The sequence below is a fragment of the Rhizobium sp. CFBP 8752 genome, from assembly GCF_014842035.1.
GTDB lineage: Bacteria > Pseudomonadota > Alphaproteobacteria > Rhizobiales > Rhizobiaceae > Neorhizobium > Neorhizobium soli.
Window position 1 is genome coordinate 438,557 of sequence record NZ_JACYUZ010000003.1, and the last position, 17,136, is coordinate 455,692.

Genomic DNA, 17,136 nt, shown 5'->3' on the forward strand with positions numbered 1-17,136 from the left:
CCGCCGTCGTTATCACAAAGCAAAAGGCGGGTCATTAGCCTGCCTGCCAAGGAATTCAGGAAAAGTTAGTCTTTGACATGGAGCCCGCCAGGCCTTATGGGGACCGGCTTAGATTTTTCACCCATTGATTGCCGCTTTATGCGGCTTCGCCGACCTGTTCGGCCATCTCATGAGGCTTTGATAGTGGCTAAAGCGGAACTCGGAACCAAGCGCACCGACCCGGATACCGGCAAGAAGTTTTACGATCTGAACCGCGATCCCGTCGTTTCCCCCTATAGCGGCAAGTCCTGGCCGTTGTCGTTCTTCGCCGAAAACAGCGCCGCTGCAAAGCTGGAGCAGGCGGAAGAAGAAGATGTCGAGGAAGTCGACGTCGAGAACCCAACTGTTGAGCCCGTCGCAACCGACGACGCCGACGATGCGGCAACCGGCGACGACATCCCGGATCTGGGCGACGACGATGATGTCGATATCGGCGACGATGACGACAACACGTTCCTCGAAGCCGACGAAGACGATGAAGACGACGACGTAACCGGGATTGTCGGCGTTGGCGGCGACGACGACGAGAATTGATCTTTCGACCTAAAGCCCGGTAATTTGAAGAAAAATTGCCGGGCTTTGAAAAACAGGCTTGCACTCTCCGAAAACCGGACGTAATAAGCCGCCACTCCGGTCAGCATCGCTGCTTCGGAGTTCCCAAGGACCGGAACACCCGGACCACCCTGATGGGGCTATAGCTCAGCTGGGAGAGCGCTTGCATGGCATGCAAGAGGTCAGCGGTTCGATCCCGCTTAGCTCCACCAAATCTTTCTCCGAACAAACCGACTGCTGAATAGAGGCCGACAAGGCCTAATTCGCGAAGTACGCGGCTGTGCTGTGCGCAGCTTTCGTCTGATGAATCCGGGTGCGGCGGGCGGCGAGTTTGCGGGTTTTGTGGGCCGCGTGCCGGAAGCGCTTCTTGGTGCGCTCGACTTCGCGCAGATAGCCGAGATCTGAGGCCAGAACCTCGTCCTGGTACTGCTGGCGGCGAGCATCCGCGATCTGGCGAACCACCAAGGCGCCGGTCCCTGCGAGAGTGGCGATCGCTGCAATCAGAATTAAAATTACCGTCATTGCCGTTTCCTCCATCCCCATAACGCGGAAGGAGCGCAAAGGTTCGCTTCCCCGCATTGGAGGTAGTGGAACACGAAACTGGTTACGGCCGATTTAAAGGTTAACCGATCGCTCGATCGTTTTCGTCGAACCGGTGCAGCGAGGCCTTGTCCGGTGTGGCAAAGACGATGTCGTCTGGACCATAGCGATGCTCGCCGAACAGACGGACCGTGATGAGGCCCGCCGTCTCGGTTTCGAGATAGAGGATGGTATCGGCGCCGAGGTGCTCGGCATGGACTACCTTGGCCTTCCAGTCGCCGCTTTCGCGCGACAGGGCGATATGCTCTGGCCGGATGCCGATGGTCTTGATGCCGCTTTCCGAAAGCGTCTCGCCCGGGATGAAGTTCATCTGCGGCGAGCCGATGAAACCGGCGACGAAGACGTTGGCCGGCTTGTTGTAAAGCTCCATTGGAGACCCGACCTGCTCGATCGCGCCGGCGCTGAGGACGACGATCTTGTCGGCAAGCGTCATCGCCTCAACCTGGTCGTGGGTGACGTAGATCATCGTCGCCTTCAGGCGCCGGTGCAGGCGGGCGATCTCGAGCCGCGTCTGGACGCGCAGCGCCGCATCGAGGTTGGACAGGGGCTCGTCGAACAGGAAGAGTTTTGGTTCACGCACGATGGCACGACCGATCGCCACGCGCTGGCGCTGTCCGCCGGACAGCTCGGCAGGGCGACGGGCGAGATAGGGATCGAGCGACAGAAGCGACGAGGCATTCGACACACGTGTCTCGATCTCGGCCTTGTCCGTTCCGGCCTGTTTCAGACCGAGGCCCATATTGTCCTTCACCGTCAGATGCGGGTAGAGCGCGTAGGACTGGAAGACCATGGCGATGCCGCGCTTGGCGGGCGGGGTCGTTGCCATTTCCTGGTCGTCGATCCGGATCGAGCCGGATGACGCATCTTCGAGGCCTGCAATGACCCGCAGCAGCGTGGACTTGCCGCAGCCGGAAGGGCCCACGAAGATGACGAATTCGCCATCCTGAACCTCGAGGTCGATGCCCTTCAGCACCTCATGGTCGCCAAAGGCCTTTCGGATGGATTTCAGTTGCAGCGAACCCACGAGCGTATTCCCACTTCTGTCGTTTGGTGCAATCGTACCGGACGCTGACCCGTCCGGTACGATTGCTTGCGTTGCTTTCAGAGATAGATCGGCTTGCCGGTCCGGGCGCTTTCATCCGCTGCGAGGCAGATGCGCAGCGACTGGACCGCATCATCCATGTGGCGGCTGAGATCGATATCCTCGCGGATCGCCTTCAGCATATAGGCCTGCTCGAAATCGCAAAGCTCCTGGTGGCCGGGTTCGCCGGCCATGGTCATATCCTCGTCGGGCCTGATGAACCTGCCGTCCGGACCGGTCTCGGCGCTGTGAAGGCGAATGACGGAGGTTTTGGTATGCGTGTCGATATCGTCGGACTTGGCATTGGGGTCCATGACGATGGAGACCGAGCCCTTCGGTGACATCACGTCCTTCACGAAGAACGCAGTCTCGGAAATCATCGGGCCCCAGCCCGCCTCGTACCAGCCGACCGACTTGTCATCGAAGATGACCTGAAGGTGGCCGTAATTATACATGTCGGGCGCGATTTCATCGGAAAGGCGCAGGCCCATGCCGCGCACTTCCACGGGCTTGGCATCGGTGATCTGGCACATGACATCGACGTAGTGCACGCCGCAATCGACGATCGGCGGGGTCGTCTGCATCAGCGCCTTGTGCACATCCCAGGTGGGGCCTGACGATTGCTGGTTGAGGTTCATCCGGAAGACATAGGGCGGGCCGAGCTTGCGGGCTTCTGCAATGAGGCGGATCCAGGACGGATGATGGCGCAGGATATAGCCGATCACCAGCTTCTTGCCCGCGGCCTTGGCGGCGGAAACGACGCGCTCGGCATCGGCTACCGTGGTTGCCAGCGGCTTTTCGACAAACACGTCGCAGCCGGCTTCGAAGGCAGCGACGGCATAGTCCGCATGGCTGTCGGAATAGGTGCAGATGGCGCAGAGATCCGGCTTCAGGTCGGCAAGGGCGGTCAGGAAATCGGCATGGATCTCGTAGCCGGCAAGGGCCGGATCGAGCGTCGGCTTTGAGCGGTTGACGAGACCGACGATCTCGAAGCCCGGATTGTTGTGATAGGCCAGCGCATGGCTGCGCCCCATATTGCCGAGGCCTGCGACGAGAACGCGGATCGGCTTTTCGGTTGAACTCACTTGACGGCTCCAGACGTGATGCCGCGGATCAGCTGCCGCGAGAAGATGACGTAAAGGACGAGGATCGGCAGGATGGCGAGCGACAGGGCCGCGAGCACCGCGTTCCAGTTGGTGACGAACTGGCCGATGAAGATCTGCGATCCGAGCGTTACCGTCTTGGTGGCCTCAGAGGGGGCAAGGATCAGCGGGAACCAGAGATCGTTCCAGATCGGGATCATGGTGAAGACGGCAACCGTCGCCATGGCCGGCCTGATCAGCGGCAGGACGAGGCGGAAGAAGATCGCATATTCCGAGAGCCCATCGATTCGGCCGGCATTCTTGAGGTCATCGGAGACCGTCCGCATGAACTCCGACAGGATGAAGATCGCAAGCGGGATGCCTTGCGCCGTATAGACGAGGATCAGCGCCGTCAGCGTGTTGACGAGACCCGATGCGACCATGCCCTGCAGGATTGCCACCGTGCCGAGCCTGATCGGGATCATGATGCCGATCGCCATATAGAGGCCCAGCAGCGTATTGCCGCGGAAGCGATACTCGGACAGCGCAAAGGCCGCCATCGCGCCGAACAGCAGCACGAGAGCGATCGAGACGACCGTGACGATCATGCTGTTTTGGAAATAGCCGATGAAATCCGCCTGGCCGAGCACCGTCTGGTAGCCGATCAAACTGAAGCTCGATGGCGTCGGAACCTGCATCGGATTGCGGAAGATCGAATTGCGATCCTTGAACGAGTTGATGATGGTGAGAAACACCGGAAACAGCGCGATCAGCGTGTAGGCGATCAAAGCCAGATGCACGAGGCTTGAGCGGATCGGTGAAGAGCGTGCCTTGTTGGACATGTCCGGACGCCCCCTAGAACTGGTAGCGGCGCATGCGCCGCTGGATGGCGAAAAGATAGAAGGAAACGCCGGCAAGGATGATGACGAACATCACCGCTGCGATCGTTGCCCCCATGGAGCGATCTCCGAGTTGCAGCTGGAAACCGAAGAAGGTGCGGTAGAGAAGCGTGCCGAGAATATCCGTCGACATATCAGGGCCCGCAAGCGCGCCCTGCACCGTGTAGACCAGATCGAAGGCGTTGAAATTTCCGACGAAGGTCAGGATCGAGATGATGCCGATCGCCGGCAGAATGAGCGGCAGCTTGATCTTCCAGAACTGGCTCCAGCCGGTAATGCCGTCGCATTCGGCAGCTTCGACCACCTCTTCGGGGATGCTGAGCAACGCCGCATAGATCAGCATCATGGGTATGCCGACATATTGCCATACCGAAATCAGGGAAACGGCAATCAGCGCCGGCCCGGACTGACCGAGCCAGGGCGCAAACAGCCATTTGGCACCGGCAAGGCTCATCAGCCAGGGCGCAACGCCCCAGATGGGCGAGAGGATGAGCTTCCAGATAAAGCCGACGATGACGAAGGAGAGAAGCGTCGGAAGAAAGATGGCGGTGCGGTAAAAGGCGGCGAAACGCAGTTTCGGCAGCGACAGGAGTGCTGCGAGCGCAATGCCGATCGGGTTCTGCACGCACATGTGGATGGCGAAGAAGATCAGGTTGTTGGTGAGCGCATTCCAGAAATCGCGCGCCCAGCGCACATCACCGAACAGGACCTGGTAGTTTGCAAAGCCGACGAAGGACTGAGCACCATCGACAGTGTTGTAGAACGAAAGCCTGAGCGTCTCGATCAGCGGCAGGATCATGATCGCCGTGTAGACCAGCAGCGCCGGCGCCATGAAGACGATGATATGCCAGCGGAACGGGCGCTTGATCGATACCGACTGCAGGGCAGATGAAGGGTGGATGTCGCTCATGGCTTTGCCTGTTTTCTTGTGCTTGCGCTGGCGCAGCATGATCACGATACCTCCCCCTTGAAGGGGGAGGTCGCAGCGAAGCTGCAGGTGGGGGTGACACCACACGCACAAGGATCACCCCACCCCGGCCCGTCGGGCCGACCCTCCCCATCAAGGGAAGGGGAAGCTTGTCACTTACCTGGCTTGTACCAGCTGTCGAGGCCCTTCTGGAGCTTTTCGGCGGCAACGGCCGGAGTATCGGTGCCGTTGATGACGTTGGCCGATTCGACCCAGGTCTCGTTTTCGAGGTTCGGGGTGCCGCGCGACAGGATCTGATAGGTCGAGCGGACCGTCGGCTTGTATTTTTCACGCCAGGAGACGAATTCCTGCGCCATCGGATCTGCCATCTTCACAGGCGACGAATTCAGACTGAAGAAGCCTGGAAGCGAATTGGCGTAGATCTCGGCAAATTCCGGCGAAGCAACCCAGGTCAGGAACTTCTTGGCTTCTTCCGGATGCTTGCTCTTGGTGTTCAAGCCAACGCCGATATCCGGATGGTCGGAGATGTAGCCGGTTTCGCCAGCCTTGAGCACCGGCGGCGGGAACGCGCCCATCTTGAACTGGGCCTGGCTGGTGAAAAGCGCGATTTCCCATGAACCGGCAGGGAAGATCGCCGCGCGGCCGAGCGTGAAGAGGTTCTGGCTATCGGCGTAGGTCTGGGCTTCGAAACCGTCGCCGAGATAAGGCTTCCACTTGGCCAGCTCTTCGTAGGGCTTGACCCATTCCGGATCGGTCAACTTCTGCTTGCCCTCGATCAGCGCCTTGCGGCCTTCCTCGCCCTTCCAGTAGTTCGGGCCGATGTTCTGGTAGCCCATCGTTGCGGCTTCCCAGAGATCCTTGGTTCCCATGGCAAGCGGAATGAACGTGCCGTCGGCCTTGATCTTGTCGAGCGCGGCGTAGAATTCCTCGTTCGTCTTCGGCACCGCGATCTTCAGCTGGTCGAAGGCGTCCTTGTTGTAGATGAAGCCGTGGATGACGGATGCCATCGGCACGCAGAAGGTGGACTTGCCGTCGTCTGTCGACCAGGCGGCCTTGGCGACCGGCGAGAAATTGCTCATGCCCGACAGGCTGGTGAGATCGACGAGCTGCTTCTTGTTGAAGAGTTCGAGCGAGGCATCGAACGGACGGCACGTGATGATGTCACCGGCAGAGCCTGCATCGAGCTTGGCGTTGAGCGACGCATTGTACTCGGTCGGTGCGGTCGGCGAGAAGTTGAGCTTGATGCCGGGGTTCTTCGCTTCGAAGGCCGGGATCAGCTTTTCTTTCCAGATCGCCAGATCGTCATTGCGCCAGCTCTCGATGTTGAGCGTGACATCGGCCGCAGACGCTGCGCCCGCAGACGCGATCACCGTCGTGGCCAAAAGAATTGTTTTCAACAGGCTGTTCATGCTGTTCTCCCTTATTGGTTAGCGCCTTGCGGCGCGAGTCTCGGTCGTTTCCGTCATCTTCAGTTCCGCAAGTGCTTTCCTCAACACCTGATCGAAACGAATAAGCAGCGATTGTGCGGCGTCGATATCGGGGGCGCCTTCAGCCAGAAGCACGGCGATCTTCACCGATCCGTCCGCCACCTGCAGATATCTTACCGCCTCGTCGGCAGTCACGCCTGCGATATCGGCAACCATGCCGGCGGCGCGGGTGCGCAGCTTGGCATTGTCGGCGCGCAGATTGACCATGTGTCCGTCATGCACGTGACCGAGCTTGATCGCAGCCAGCGTCGACAGCATGTTGAATGCAAGCTTCTGTGCGGTCCCCGCGCCCATGCGCGTCGACCCCGCCACCAGTTCCGGCGGCGTTTCGAGAAGGACGGCGACATCGGCATGATTGAAAAGCGGTGCATCGGGATTGTTAGCGAGTGCCACGACCTTTGCGCCACGGACCCCGGCAATTTCGACGATCTTCAGCACGTAAGGGGTCGAGCCGCTTGCAGACACGGCGAGAACGCAGTCTCCCGCTTCGATGACCGCTGCGTCCTGATCGGCCAAGGCGACATCATCCTCCGGCGCGCCTTGTAGGTCGGCCAGAACGGACGTTCCGCCGGCAAGAAGAAGGACGATCTGCTCGCGCGCTATTCCGTAGGTTCCCGGAAGCTCGAGAGCGTCGGCCATGGCCATCAGGCCGGAGCTGCCGGCGCCCGCATAGACAAGTTTGCCGCCAGTCTTCAGAGCCGAGGCAACGAGCTCCGCTGCATCGGCAAGATCAGGGATCGCCGCATCGACGCTTCTGGCTGCCTGCTGCTGACCGGACGCCAGAAGCCGAAGGATTTCGGTCGGGGCGCGCGTATCGAGCCCTTCCGTATTCCCATGCCTGGCTTCGGTGGCTGTTTGGCTCATCCGTTTCTCCCTCAAGCAAAATGATGCCAAAAAAATACCAATTGTCCAGCAGGAAATTAACGAAAGTTACCCACGGAAACACGGCAGCTGTCGCTCAGGACTAATAATCGAGTCGAAATAGGGTGTTAGCCGTGATCTGTCCGCATCAATAATTTCGCCCTTGGTAAATGGTATTTTTTTGGTATCATTCTTCGTGGAGGTATCCATGGCGGATTACGTGATCGGGATAGATGGCGGCGGGACAAGCTGCCGGGCGGCACTGGCCGATAGGAACGGCACCCTGCTCGGCCGCGGCAAGAGCGGTGCATCCAATATCCTGACCGATCCCGACACCGCCCTCAGGCATATTGCTGAAGCCGCGAAGCAGGCGTTCGAAGAAGCAGGGCTCACGCCGGATCTTTCATCCGCATCTGCAATCCTGGGTCTTGCCGGCAACAATGTCGGCGGCGCGGTTGGCTATGTGACCGAGCGCCTGCCCTTTGCCAGATCGCAGATCGTTTCCGACGGCGTCATCGCCTTGCAGGGCGCGATCGGTGACGAAGACGGTGCGATCGGCATTGTTGGGACCGGGACCGTCTACATCATCCGCAGCCACGGTCAGTTCAGATCCATCGCCGGCTGGGGGTTTCAGGTGAGCGATCTCGGCAGCGGCGCAAGGCTCGGGCAGCTCGCACTGCAGGAAACCCTGCTTGCCTTCGACCGGATAAGGCCGATGACGCCGCTCTGCGAGGCGATCTTGGCCGAGTTCGACAACAATCCGGAACTGATCGTCGATTTTGCCAGGCTGGCCAAGCCTGGCGACTTCGGTCGTCAGACTCCAAAGGTTTTCGACTATGCTCGCCGTGGCGACGAGACGGCTTTGCGGATCCTCCATACCGGTGCTGCCGGGATCGACGAAGCGCTCGACACCGTTACCGCGCTGTCCGGTGACAAGACCAAGCTCTGCCTGCTCGGTGGCCTTGCACCGCTTTATCCTCCCTATCTTGCCGAGAGGCACAGGCTCCGTCTTTCCGAGCCGCGGGCCGACGCAATGACCGGCGCCGTCGAACTGGCCGTCAAGGCCTTCGCACCTGGAGCCCGGATGGAGGCGTGCGCATGAGCGAGGCGCTGACGGCCATCTTGCCCCTCGACGGCCTGCAGTCCGGCGGCTCCGGCCCGCTTTATCTCAAGCTGCGCCAAAGCCTGGAAGATGCGATCCGGTCCGGCAAGCTCGGTCACGGCGACGCGCTTCCCGCGGAGCGGGATCTCGCCGACTATGCGAGCGTCAGCCGCGTCACGGTGCGCAAGGCCGTCGACGATCTTGTCCGGGACGGGCTTCTGACCCGCCGCCATGGATCCGGGACCTTCGTGGTAAAACCGCTGTCGCGCGTCGAGCAACCCCTGACCAAGCTGACATCGTTTACCGAGGACATGGCACGGCGTGGCCTGGTTTCCCGATCGGAATGGCTGGAGCGCGGATTGTTTCATCCCTCGCCCGAAGAGATGATGATGCTGGGTCTCGCACCCGGCACGATGGTTGCCCGGATCGGACGTTTGCGCTTTGGGAACGACATGCCGCTTGCCATCGAGCGCGCCAGCATATCGGCAGAATTCCTGCCCGACCCGGTATCGCTCCAGCAGTCGCTCTATGCGGAACTGGAAAAGAAGGATGCGCGACCGGTACGCGCCATCCAGCGGATCTCCGCGACCAATCTGAAAAAGATCGACGCCGGCCTGCTCGAAGTGCCCATCGAGGCGGCGGGACTGTCGATCGAACGCGTTTCCTACCTGGCCTCCGGCCGGGTGGTGGAGCTTACCCGCTCGCTTTACCGCGGCGATGCCTATGATTTCGTGGCCGAGCTTTCGCTTGGCGACAGCTGATCAGACGAGGATGACGATGAAGACCCATATGCGCCAGGAAATCGACGAGATACCGGAGGCGACGGCCCGATTGCTCGACCGTTCGGCGGCAGACATTGCCAAGGCCGGTCAGGCCCTGCGCGACAAGGATCCGGCCTTCCTGGTAACGATCGCGCGCGGTTCCTCGGACCATGCTGCGACGTTCATCAAATATGCGATCGAGTTGACGGAAGGACGTCCGGTCGCCTCGCTCGGACCGTCGCTTGCCTCGATCTACGGTGCCAATCTGCAGCTTGGCGGTGGCGCTGCGATCGCCATCTCCCAGTCGGGCAAGAGCCCCGACATCGTCGCGATGGCGGAGGCCGCGACCCGGTCAGGAGCGGTCACGATTGCGCTCACCAATACGCTTCCTTCGCCGATCACTGAAGCATCGCTATATTCGGTCGACATCAATGCCGGTCCGGAAATTGCCGTTGCGGCAACCAAGTCCTTTGTCAGCTCGATTGTCACCGGCCTCGCCCTTCTCTCCGAATGGACTGGCGATGATGGGCTGAAGGCGGCGGTTCGCGCCCTGCCCGGCCATTTCGATGAAGCCATCAAACTCGACTGGAGCGCGTTTGCGAGCGAGCTCGGCAATGCTGATTCGCTCTACATGCTCGGCCGTGGCCCGGCGCTTGCGATCGCCAGCGAGGCTGCGCTCAAATTCAAGGAAACGTCCAACATGCATGCGGAGGCCTATTCTGCGGCCGAAGTCCTGCATGGTCCGGTGGCGCTCGTCGAAAAGCGCTTTCCGGTGCTGACATTTGCCGCAAGGGACGCGGCGGAAGCCTCTGCGGTGCAGATCGCAGACAGTTTCGCGGCCAAGGGCGCGCTCGCCTATGCGACCTCCGACAAGGTCACGGCTGCCCGAAAGCTGCCCTTCGTCGCCACCGGCCATCCGCTAACCGACGCGCTGGCGCTGATCGTGCCCTTTTACGGTTTCGTCGAAGCCTGGTCGCGGTCCAAAGGGTTTGATCCCGATCAGCCGGCAGCCCTCAACAAAGTCACCGAAACCCTATGACCGACCTCAAGGCTCTGACTGCAAACCGCATCTTCGACGGCGCCGACTGGCATGAGAATGCCGCGGTCGTGTTTTCGAACGGCCGGATCGATCACATCCAGCCTTCGGCTTCGCTCGCACCTGAGATCGAGAGGATCGACGGTGGCGAGATCATTGCTCCGGGCTTTATCGACTTGCAGGTCAATGGCGGCGGTGGCGTGCTCCTCAACGAAGAGCCGACGGTCGAGGGGATCGCCACGATCTGCGCTGCCCACGCGAAGTTTGGGACGACGGCACTGTTGCCGACCTTGATCACCGACACACCTGACATTTCCGCCCGGACCGTTGCTGCCGGCATGGACGCAAAGAAGCGGGGCATTCGCGGCTTTCTCGGACTGCATCTGGAGGGCCCGCATCTGTCTGTTGCCCGCAAGGGAGCGCATGACCCCAAGCTCATCCGCCCGATGGGGGATCGCGACCTCGATCTGATGCTCTCCTGCGGACGGGCGCTCGATGTGCTGATGGTGACCATTGCGCCGGAAAGCGTGACGCAAGAACAGGTCACAAAGCTCGCAGACGCCGGCATCATCGTCAGCCTCGGTCACACGGAAGCGAGCTACGATACGGCGGCGGCCTATTCCAAGGCCGGTATCCGCACGGTCACGCATCTCTTCAACGCCATGAGCCCTCTCGGTCACCGCGAACCGGGGCTGGTCGGGGCGGCGCTCGATACGGGAGCACTATATGCCGGCCTGATCGCCGACGGCATCCATGTGCATCCCGCTGCAATGGGGGCAGCTCTGCGCGCCAAGGCAGGTCCCGGAAAGATATTCCTGGTGACCGATGCGATGTCGACGATCGGGACCGACATGACATCCTTCACGCTCAACGGCCGCGAAATCCTGCGCAAGGATGGCCGGCTGACGCTCGCCGACGGGACGCTGGCCGGCGCCGATATCGACATGATCTCGTCGGTTCAATACGTGCACCGCAATCTAGGCCTGTCGCTGGAGGAAGCCCTGCGCATGGCATCCGCCTATCCGGCGCAGGCGGCGCGCATCGAAGACCAGAAAGGCTTTCTGAAGCCCGGATATGATGCGGATTTCGTTATCCTTGGCGCGGATCTTTCCATGAGAAGCACCTGGATTTCTGGAGAATGTGCGCACGCACAGATCTGAAGAGCCTATCCCGCCAGCGGAAAATCGATCCGGACTTTCAAGCCTGTGCCCCCTGAGCCATCGTGAAGCGACAGGGCAGCGCCGTGAAGGCGGGCGATCTCTTCGACGATCGGCAGTCCGAGACCGGTGCCGGATGCATCGCCGCGGCCGAGACGTCCGAATCGTTCGAGCACGGTAGCTCGCTTCTCGGGCGGAATACCCGGGCCGTTATCCTCGACCTCGAGCCGGGCCGTCTCGTCACTCCGTTCGATGCGGACGGTGACCTCCGTGCCGGAGCCCCCATGAAGGATCGCGTTGACGATCAGGTTCTTCACCAGTTCGCCGATCAGCAGCGGCTCGACGTTGACCTCAGTTGCGCCCTCTCCTTCGAACCCGAGGTCGATGCCACGATCGGCGGCGCCCGGAACATGATCTCCCGTCAGGCCGCGGACGAGATCGGTGAGATCGAGCTTGCGGAATGCTGCCGAGCGTCCGGCCGCATCAATCTTTGCCATCAGCAGCAGCTGCGCGAGGATATGTTCGGCACCGGCGACCGCTTCATCCGCCTTGCGGACCGCCGTCTTTGCCGTGGCCAGATCGTCCGCCCGGTCCGCAAGTGCGAGCTGTGTGCGCACGATTGCGAGCGGAGTTCGGAGCTGGTGGCTGGCATTGCCGGTGAAGTGGCGCAGGGCATTCAACGCGCCTTCGAGCCGCACCATGAACGAATTGACGGTATCGACCAGGCCCTGAACCTCGTTCGGCACTCTTTCTCCGATCGGATGCAGATCGTCCGGGCTGCGTTCGGCGATCGCTTCGCTGAAGCGATAGAGGGGCCGGAGCGACAGCGTGACGGCGATCCAGACGATCACGGCGGCACCGATGATCATGAACAGGATTCGCAGCGCCGACCGGATCAGGATGGTGCGCGTCAATTGTTCGCGGGCCATGGTGGTTTCGGCGACCGTGACGACGAAGGGCACAGACCGGATGCCGGTCGAGGCGGATCTGGCGAGCACCGCCACGCGGATGGGCTCGCCGCGGAAGCTGGCGTTCTCGAACGCCACCGCCTGGCCCTCGCGCCGCGCGATTGAGGGAAGGTTCTGGTAGCCGGTGATGAAGGTGCCGGGCGGCCCGTCGACGCGGTAAAAGACCCTGTCCTGCGCAGCAGAGGTCAGCATTTCCAGCGCCACATAGGGGATGTCGACCTCGAGCGCACCGTCTTCCGCAACGATCACCCGTTCGGCGATCGCCAAGGCCGAACCCGCAAGCACACGATCGGACACTTCGTTGGCCGTATCGAGAGCCTCATCCCATGTATCGAACATGGCGACGCCACCGATCAGCGCCGTGGAGAGAAGGAGCCATGCAAGAAGGCGGCGGCGGAGCGAATAGGCGGCTGTCGGCGTCATTCCGGAGAGGCCATTTTCTCGAGATAATAGCCAATGCCGCGCGCGGTCTTGACGGTCAGACCATAGACGGCAAGCCGCTTTCTTAGTCGGCTCACATACTGCTCGATCGCATTGGACGAGAGGTCGTCGTCGAAGCCTGTCAGCGAACGAATGATCGCCTCCTTGGAGACCACCTTTCCGGCCCGCATGAAGAGGAGTTCGAGAAGGGCCACCTCGCGCGCCGGGATATCGAGCGGCACGCCCTGGCTCGAAAAGGTTCGGGAGGTCAGATCGAAAGTGACGCCGCCATAGGTGATGACAGAGCTTCGAAGGCCCGCCTGGCGGCGAAGAAGGACGCGGATGCGCGCCTCGAACTCCGGTACGTCGAACGGTTTCGTCATGTAATCGTCGGCGCCGAGATCGAGGCCTTTGACCCTCTCTTCCGGCGTGCCGCGGGCGGTGAGGATCATCACCGCCGCCCGGTTCTGGCGGGCGCGCATGGCTTTGAGGACATCGAGACCATCCATTTCGGGAAGGTTCAGGTCGAGGATGACCAGATCGTAGCTTTCGGCGGCGACCGTGGCTTCAGCCGACGTTCCATCGGCCACGAGATCCACCACATAGCCGCTGCCGCGCAAAATCGCGGCAAGGCCCGATGCGAGCGTCTGATTGTCTTCGACAAGAAGGATACGCAAACCGTCATTTCCCCGTTCCGGCTGACTCTTATCGCCGGGACGCGGGGTTGTCACTGGACAGAGCAGCGTCTGCCGATAGCTCGCCTAGCTACGGCCGAGATAATCGGTCTTGCCGATGGGTACGCCTTTGTGGCGGAGGATCGCGTAGGCGGCGGTGAGATGGAAATAGAAGTTGGGCAGGGCAAACCCGAGAACGTAGTCGGTGGCTGTGAATTTCATCTCGCCGGACCGGGTCTTCAGCACGACCTCGGCCTCGTCGCGACCGGACATGCTGGCGGGAACGACGGTCTTCAGGAAGGCGACCGTCTTGTCGATGCGGGCATGGAGATCCGCAAACGTGACTTCGTTATCCTCCATCGCGACGTTTTCGAGCTGGCCGACGCGCACCGGGACGAACTTGGCCGTGTCGCTAGCGCGCTGGATCTGACCCGTCAGCGGCAGCATGTCCTCGATCAGGCACGCTTCGAGAAGCTGGCTGTGGGGAATGCCCTTCTCGTCGGCGAAGGCTTCGGCCTTCTTCAGGATCTCGGAGAGATTGGCAAATCCACGGATAAAGGCCGGGACGGAGACGTCGTAGAGGGAAAGCGACATGGTTATGACCTCAAAGGGCTGGTGGGGAAATCGCCATTGACAGGTAATAACGACGACCGGCAATACAACAGGGGAGCGGTAAACCGCGAGCCCTGCATTCCGGACGCCAGTGATGGATTTCCAACGGCTTGCCGCAAGCGCCCGGGTCGGGCATTCTTGCCCGCAATGAAAAAGCTTCTCCTCTGTCTTTGTCTCATCGCTGCGCCGCATCTGGCCGTCGCGGAAGTGCTGATGTTTCCTGCCCTTTCGGGCAACAAGGATGCGCCTGTCCTTACCGTCTATTCGTCGCTGGACGAGCCTCTTGCCAAGCCGATGATCACAGGCTTCCAGTCGTCCAACCCAGATGTGGCGGTGTCCTACGAGGACATGCTGACGGGAGAGATCTACGACAGGATCGTGCGGGAGACCGACGCGGGCCACAAGACAGCAGATTTCGCGTTTTCGTCGGCCATGGATCTCCAGGTCAAGCTTGCCAATGACGGTTACGCCCAGGCGAGCGACCTGCCGATGAGCGGGCGATGGCCCGAGTGGGCGAACTGGCGCAATACGGTTTACGCGCTGACCTTTGAGCCGGCCGTGTTCGTCTACAACAAGCCGAGTTTCAAGAACGAGGCGCCGCCTGCCACCCGCGCCGAGTTCATCGCGTTTCTGGCGCGCCAGGGTGACCAGGCGCATGGCCGCATCGGCACCTACGATATCGAACGCTCCGGTGTCGGCTTCCTGTTCATGTCGCGCGACCAGGAACAGTTCGGGGACATCTGGTCGGTGGTGCGGGCGATGGGCGAGGCAGGCGTCAAACTCTATTCGACAAGCGGCGCCATCCTCGAGAGGGTGGCGGATGGCCGTTTCCTGATGGGTTACAATATCGTCGGTTCCTACGCCGCCGACTGGGCCTCGCGGAACCCGAATGTCGGGATCGTGCTGCCGAAGGATTACACGGTGGTCATGTCGCGTATCGGGCTGGTGCCGCAAGCCGCTCAACGTGCCGATCTCGGAAAGCGCTACCTCGAATTCTTCATGTCGAAGGAGGGCCAGACGATTATGGCCCGCGAACTGCAGATCCCGGCCGTCAGTCCCGAAGTGTCCGGCAACAACACCGCAACGACGATGCGCGAGATGCTGGGTGGCCAACTGAAGCCGGTGCCGGTCAGCCTCGGGCTGATGGTCTATCTCGATCAGGTGAAACGGGCGCGGCTGATCTCGAAATGGAACGAGGTCTTGCGCCAGCAGTGATCAATTCTGGCGATTTTGAGGCATTTACCCTTGTCAAACAGACGCAGTCAGGGAAATGTCAGGTAGATGTCAGCTTGTTATGCTGCCTTAGAACCATTCGAGACCCGTTCGGAGGCGGACTCGATCGGTGACGGGAGGAGATCAACGGACGGCACCAGTCCGCTCAAATCGATCCTACCGTTGCGCCATCAAAGATTTCGTCCAAAAGGACGTCAACGGAGGACACACCCTTGAAACATTTTCTCATCGCATCTTTCCTCGCGGGCGCAGTCGCCTTCCCGGCCGTAGCGGCTGACTATTCGGTCATGGCACCGGCAGCGCCGGGCGGCGGCTGGGACCAGACGGCCCGCACCATGCAGGTCGCCCTGCAGCAGGAGAAGATCTCCAACCGCGTCCAGGTCATGAACGTTCCGGGCGCCGGCGGCACGATCGGCATCGCCCAGTTCGCCAGCCAGCAGAAGGGCAACCCGAACGCTCTGATGGTTGGCGGTTACGTCATGGTCGGCGCAATCCTCACCAACAAGTCGCCGGTAACCCTGAAAGACGTCACACCGATCGCACGCCTCACCGGCGAATACGAAGTGATCGTCGTCCCGACATCTTCCGACATCAAGACGATGGCGGATCTGGTCACCAAGCTGAAGGCTGATCCGGGTTCCGTATCCTGGGGTGGCGGTTCGGCTGGCGGCACCGACCATATCGGCGCTGGCCTCATTGCAAAGGCTGCCGGCGTAGACCCGACCAAGATCAACTACATCGCGTTTTCCGGTGGCGGCGAAGCGCTTGCCGCGATCCTGGGCAGCCAGGTGACGGCCGGTATCTCGTCCTACGGCGAGTTCGAATCGCAGATCAAGGCCGGCTCGCTGCGCCTGCTGGGGATCTCGTCCGACAAGAAGATCGACGGCATTGATGCCCCGACGCTGAAGGAATCCGGTCTCGACGTCGTGCTGCAGAACTGGCGCATGGTTGCCGCTGCTCCTGGCATTTCCGACGAGCAGAAGAAGACCATCACTGCCGACATCGAGAAGCTGGTAAAGTCCAAGACCTGGCAGGATAACCTGAAGACCAAGGGCTGGATGGACACCTACCTCTCCGGTCCGGCCTTCGATGAGCAGCTCGCCAAGGATATCGCTGCGACGGAAACCATCCTGAAGGACATCGGACTGGTCAAATGAGTTCTGAAAACACGACTACCGAACAGCGCCGCCCTGATTGGGCGGCGCTTGCCATTGCAGCCGTACTCGCGATCGTCGCCGCCGTCATCTTCATCGATGTGTCGCGGCTGACGAGTACGACTGGCTACTCGCCTGTCGGCCCCGCCTCCGTGCCCTACTGGATCGCTTTCGGCCTGATCGGCCTTGCCATCTGGACGGTCTTTGCGGCATTCCGTCGGGATTTCCCCGCGCGCGAACGGCAGGAATTCGGTCCCGTCGCCTGGGTTGTCGCCGGGCTTCTCGCCCAGATGATCCTGATCCGGTTCGTCGGGTTCTCGATTGCGACGGGCCTGCTTTTCGCTTTCGCCGCACGCGGCTTCGGTGCCCGTCGGCTGCATATCAGCATTCCGATCGGCATCGCGATCTGTCTCGCCATCTGGTACCTGTTTGCGGGCGTCCTGCAGCTTTCCCTTCCCGCCGGTCCGCTGGAAAACCTGCTCCTTTAACT

At 61.1% G+C, this 17,136-nt stretch carries 18 protein-coding genes and 1 tRNA gene; 9 read left to right on the forward strand and 10 right to left on the reverse strand.

The features are described 5' to 3' along the window. The first annotated feature begins 183 nt into the window (after positions 1-183). Positions 184-573 (forward strand): TIGR02300 family protein, encoded by a 390-nt coding sequence (locus tag IFT59_RS18155; RefSeq protein ID WP_062454214.1) that lies wholly within the window; start codon positions 184-186, stop codon positions 571-573. 154 nt (positions 574-727) lie between these two features. Then, positions 728-803, forward strand: a tRNA-Ala gene (locus tag IFT59_RS18160). Positions 804-849: 46 nt separating this feature from the next. Here the strand turns inward: IFT59_RS18160 and IFT59_RS18165 are convergent. The 7 genes from IFT59_RS18165 to IFT59_RS18195 form a co-directional block, all read right to left on the reverse strand. After that, on the reverse strand, positions 850-1,113 hold the full coding sequence (locus IFT59_RS18165; protein ID WP_174195392.1) for a hypothetical protein: 264 nt from the start codon (positions 1,111-1,113) through the stop codon (positions 850-852). Between the two features lie 100 nt (positions 1,114-1,213). Beyond that, positions 1,214-2,215 carry an ATP-binding cassette domain-containing protein gene (locus tag IFT59_RS18170; protein ID WP_192087716.1) on the reverse strand — a complete coding sequence of 334 codons (1,002 nt, stop codon included), beginning with the start codon at positions 2,213-2,215 and terminating at the stop codon, positions 1,214-1,216. A gap of 77 nt (positions 2,216-2,292) precedes the next feature. Next, entirely contained in the window at positions 2,293-3,357 is a 1,065-nt protein-coding gene (locus IFT59_RS18175) for a Gfo/Idh/MocA family oxidoreductase (RefSeq protein ID WP_192087717.1), read from the reverse strand. Beyond that, positions 3,354-4,196: a carbohydrate ABC transporter permease gene (locus IFT59_RS18180; protein WP_184654288.1), complete on the reverse strand. Its 843-nt coding sequence runs from the start codon at positions 4,194-4,196 to the stop codon at positions 3,354-3,356. The genes IFT59_RS18175 and IFT59_RS18180 overlap by 4 nt, the downstream gene beginning before the upstream one ends. Before the next feature lie 13 nt (positions 4,197-4,209). Then, a complete protein-coding gene (locus tag IFT59_RS18185; RefSeq protein WP_192087768.1) occupies positions 4,210-5,163 on the reverse strand; it encodes a carbohydrate ABC transporter permease in 954 nt (317 codons plus the stop codon). Between the two features lie 170 nt (positions 5,164-5,333). After that, entirely contained in the window at positions 5,334-6,590 is a 1,257-nt protein-coding gene (locus IFT59_RS18190) for an ABC transporter substrate-binding protein (protein ID WP_062578544.1), read from the reverse strand. Positions 6,591-6,608: 18 nt separating this feature from the next. Then, positions 6,609-7,532 carry an N-acetylmuramic acid 6-phosphate etherase gene (locus tag IFT59_RS18195; protein WP_192087718.1) on the reverse strand — a complete coding sequence of 308 codons (924 nt, stop codon included), beginning with the start codon at positions 7,530-7,532 and terminating at the stop codon, positions 6,609-6,611. A 205-nt stretch (positions 7,533-7,737) separates the two neighbouring features. On the opposite strand from IFT59_RS18195, the gene IFT59_RS18200 reads away from it, so the two are divergent. Genes IFT59_RS18200 through nagA form a run of 4 tightly spaced genes read left to right on the forward strand, consistent with a single transcriptional unit; the run spans position 7,738 to position 11,588 of the window. Beyond that, positions 7,738-8,631: an N-acetylglucosamine kinase gene (locus IFT59_RS18200; RefSeq protein WP_192087719.1), complete on the forward strand. Its 894-nt coding sequence runs from the start codon at positions 7,738-7,740 to the stop codon at positions 8,629-8,631. Beyond that, positions 8,628-9,392 (forward strand): GntR family transcriptional regulator, encoded by a 765-nt coding sequence (locus IFT59_RS18205; protein WP_184654292.1) that lies wholly within the window; start codon positions 8,628-8,630, stop codon positions 9,390-9,392. Before IFT59_RS18200 ends, IFT59_RS18205 begins: the two co-directional genes overlap by 4 nt. Positions 9,393-9,402: 10 nt before the next feature. Next, positions 9,403-10,431: an SIS domain-containing protein gene (locus tag IFT59_RS18210; protein WP_249407641.1), complete on the forward strand. Its 1,029-nt coding sequence runs from the start codon at positions 9,403-9,405 to the stop codon at positions 10,429-10,431. Then, positions 10,428-11,588 (forward strand): N-acetylglucosamine-6-phosphate deacetylase, encoded by a 1,161-nt coding sequence (gene nagA, locus IFT59_RS18215; protein ID WP_192087721.1) that lies wholly within the window; start codon positions 10,428-10,430, stop codon positions 11,586-11,588. Before IFT59_RS18210 ends, nagA begins: the two co-directional genes overlap by 4 nt. 5 nt (positions 11,589-11,593) lie before the next feature. On the opposite strand, the gene IFT59_RS18220 is transcribed toward nagA, so the two are convergent. From IFT59_RS18220 to IFT59_RS18230, 3 genes are all read right to left on the reverse strand, one after another. Then, positions 11,594-12,976, reverse strand: coding sequence for a sensor histidine kinase (locus IFT59_RS18220; protein WP_192087722.1), 1,383 nt, complete (start codon positions 12,974-12,976; stop codon positions 11,594-11,596). Continuing rightward, a complete protein-coding gene (locus IFT59_RS18225) occupies positions 12,973-13,650 on the reverse strand; it encodes a response regulator transcription factor (RefSeq protein WP_062454226.1) in 678 nt (225 codons plus the stop codon). Before IFT59_RS18225 ends, IFT59_RS18220 begins: the two co-directional genes overlap by 4 nt. An 84-nt stretch (positions 13,651-13,734) precedes the next feature. Further along, positions 13,735-14,241, reverse strand: coding sequence for a DUF1993 domain-containing protein (locus tag IFT59_RS18230; RefSeq protein WP_062454227.1), 507 nt, complete (start codon positions 14,239-14,241; stop codon positions 13,735-13,737). A 165-nt stretch (positions 14,242-14,406) separates the two neighbouring features. Between IFT59_RS18230 and IFT59_RS18235 the strand changes: the two genes are divergently transcribed. The 3 genes from IFT59_RS18235 to IFT59_RS18245 all read left to right on the forward strand — a co-directional run bounded on the left by IFT59_RS18235 (position 14,407) and on the right by IFT59_RS18245 (position 17,134). Continuing rightward, positions 14,407-15,474 (forward strand): ABC transporter substrate-binding protein, encoded by a 1,068-nt coding sequence (locus IFT59_RS18235; protein ID WP_092664027.1) that lies wholly within the window; start codon positions 14,407-14,409, stop codon positions 15,472-15,474. A gap of 230 nt (positions 15,475-15,704) precedes the next feature. Then, positions 15,705-16,649, forward strand: a complete 945-nt coding sequence (locus IFT59_RS18240; protein ID WP_062454229.1) for a Bug family tripartite tricarboxylate transporter substrate binding protein — start codon at positions 15,705-15,707, stop codon at positions 16,647-16,649. After that, a complete protein-coding gene (locus tag IFT59_RS18245; protein ID WP_062454230.1) occupies positions 16,646-17,134 on the forward strand; it encodes a tripartite tricarboxylate transporter TctB family protein in 489 nt (162 codons plus the stop codon). Before IFT59_RS18240 ends, IFT59_RS18245 begins: the two co-directional genes overlap by 4 nt. Positions 17,135-17,136: the final 2 nt, after the last annotated feature.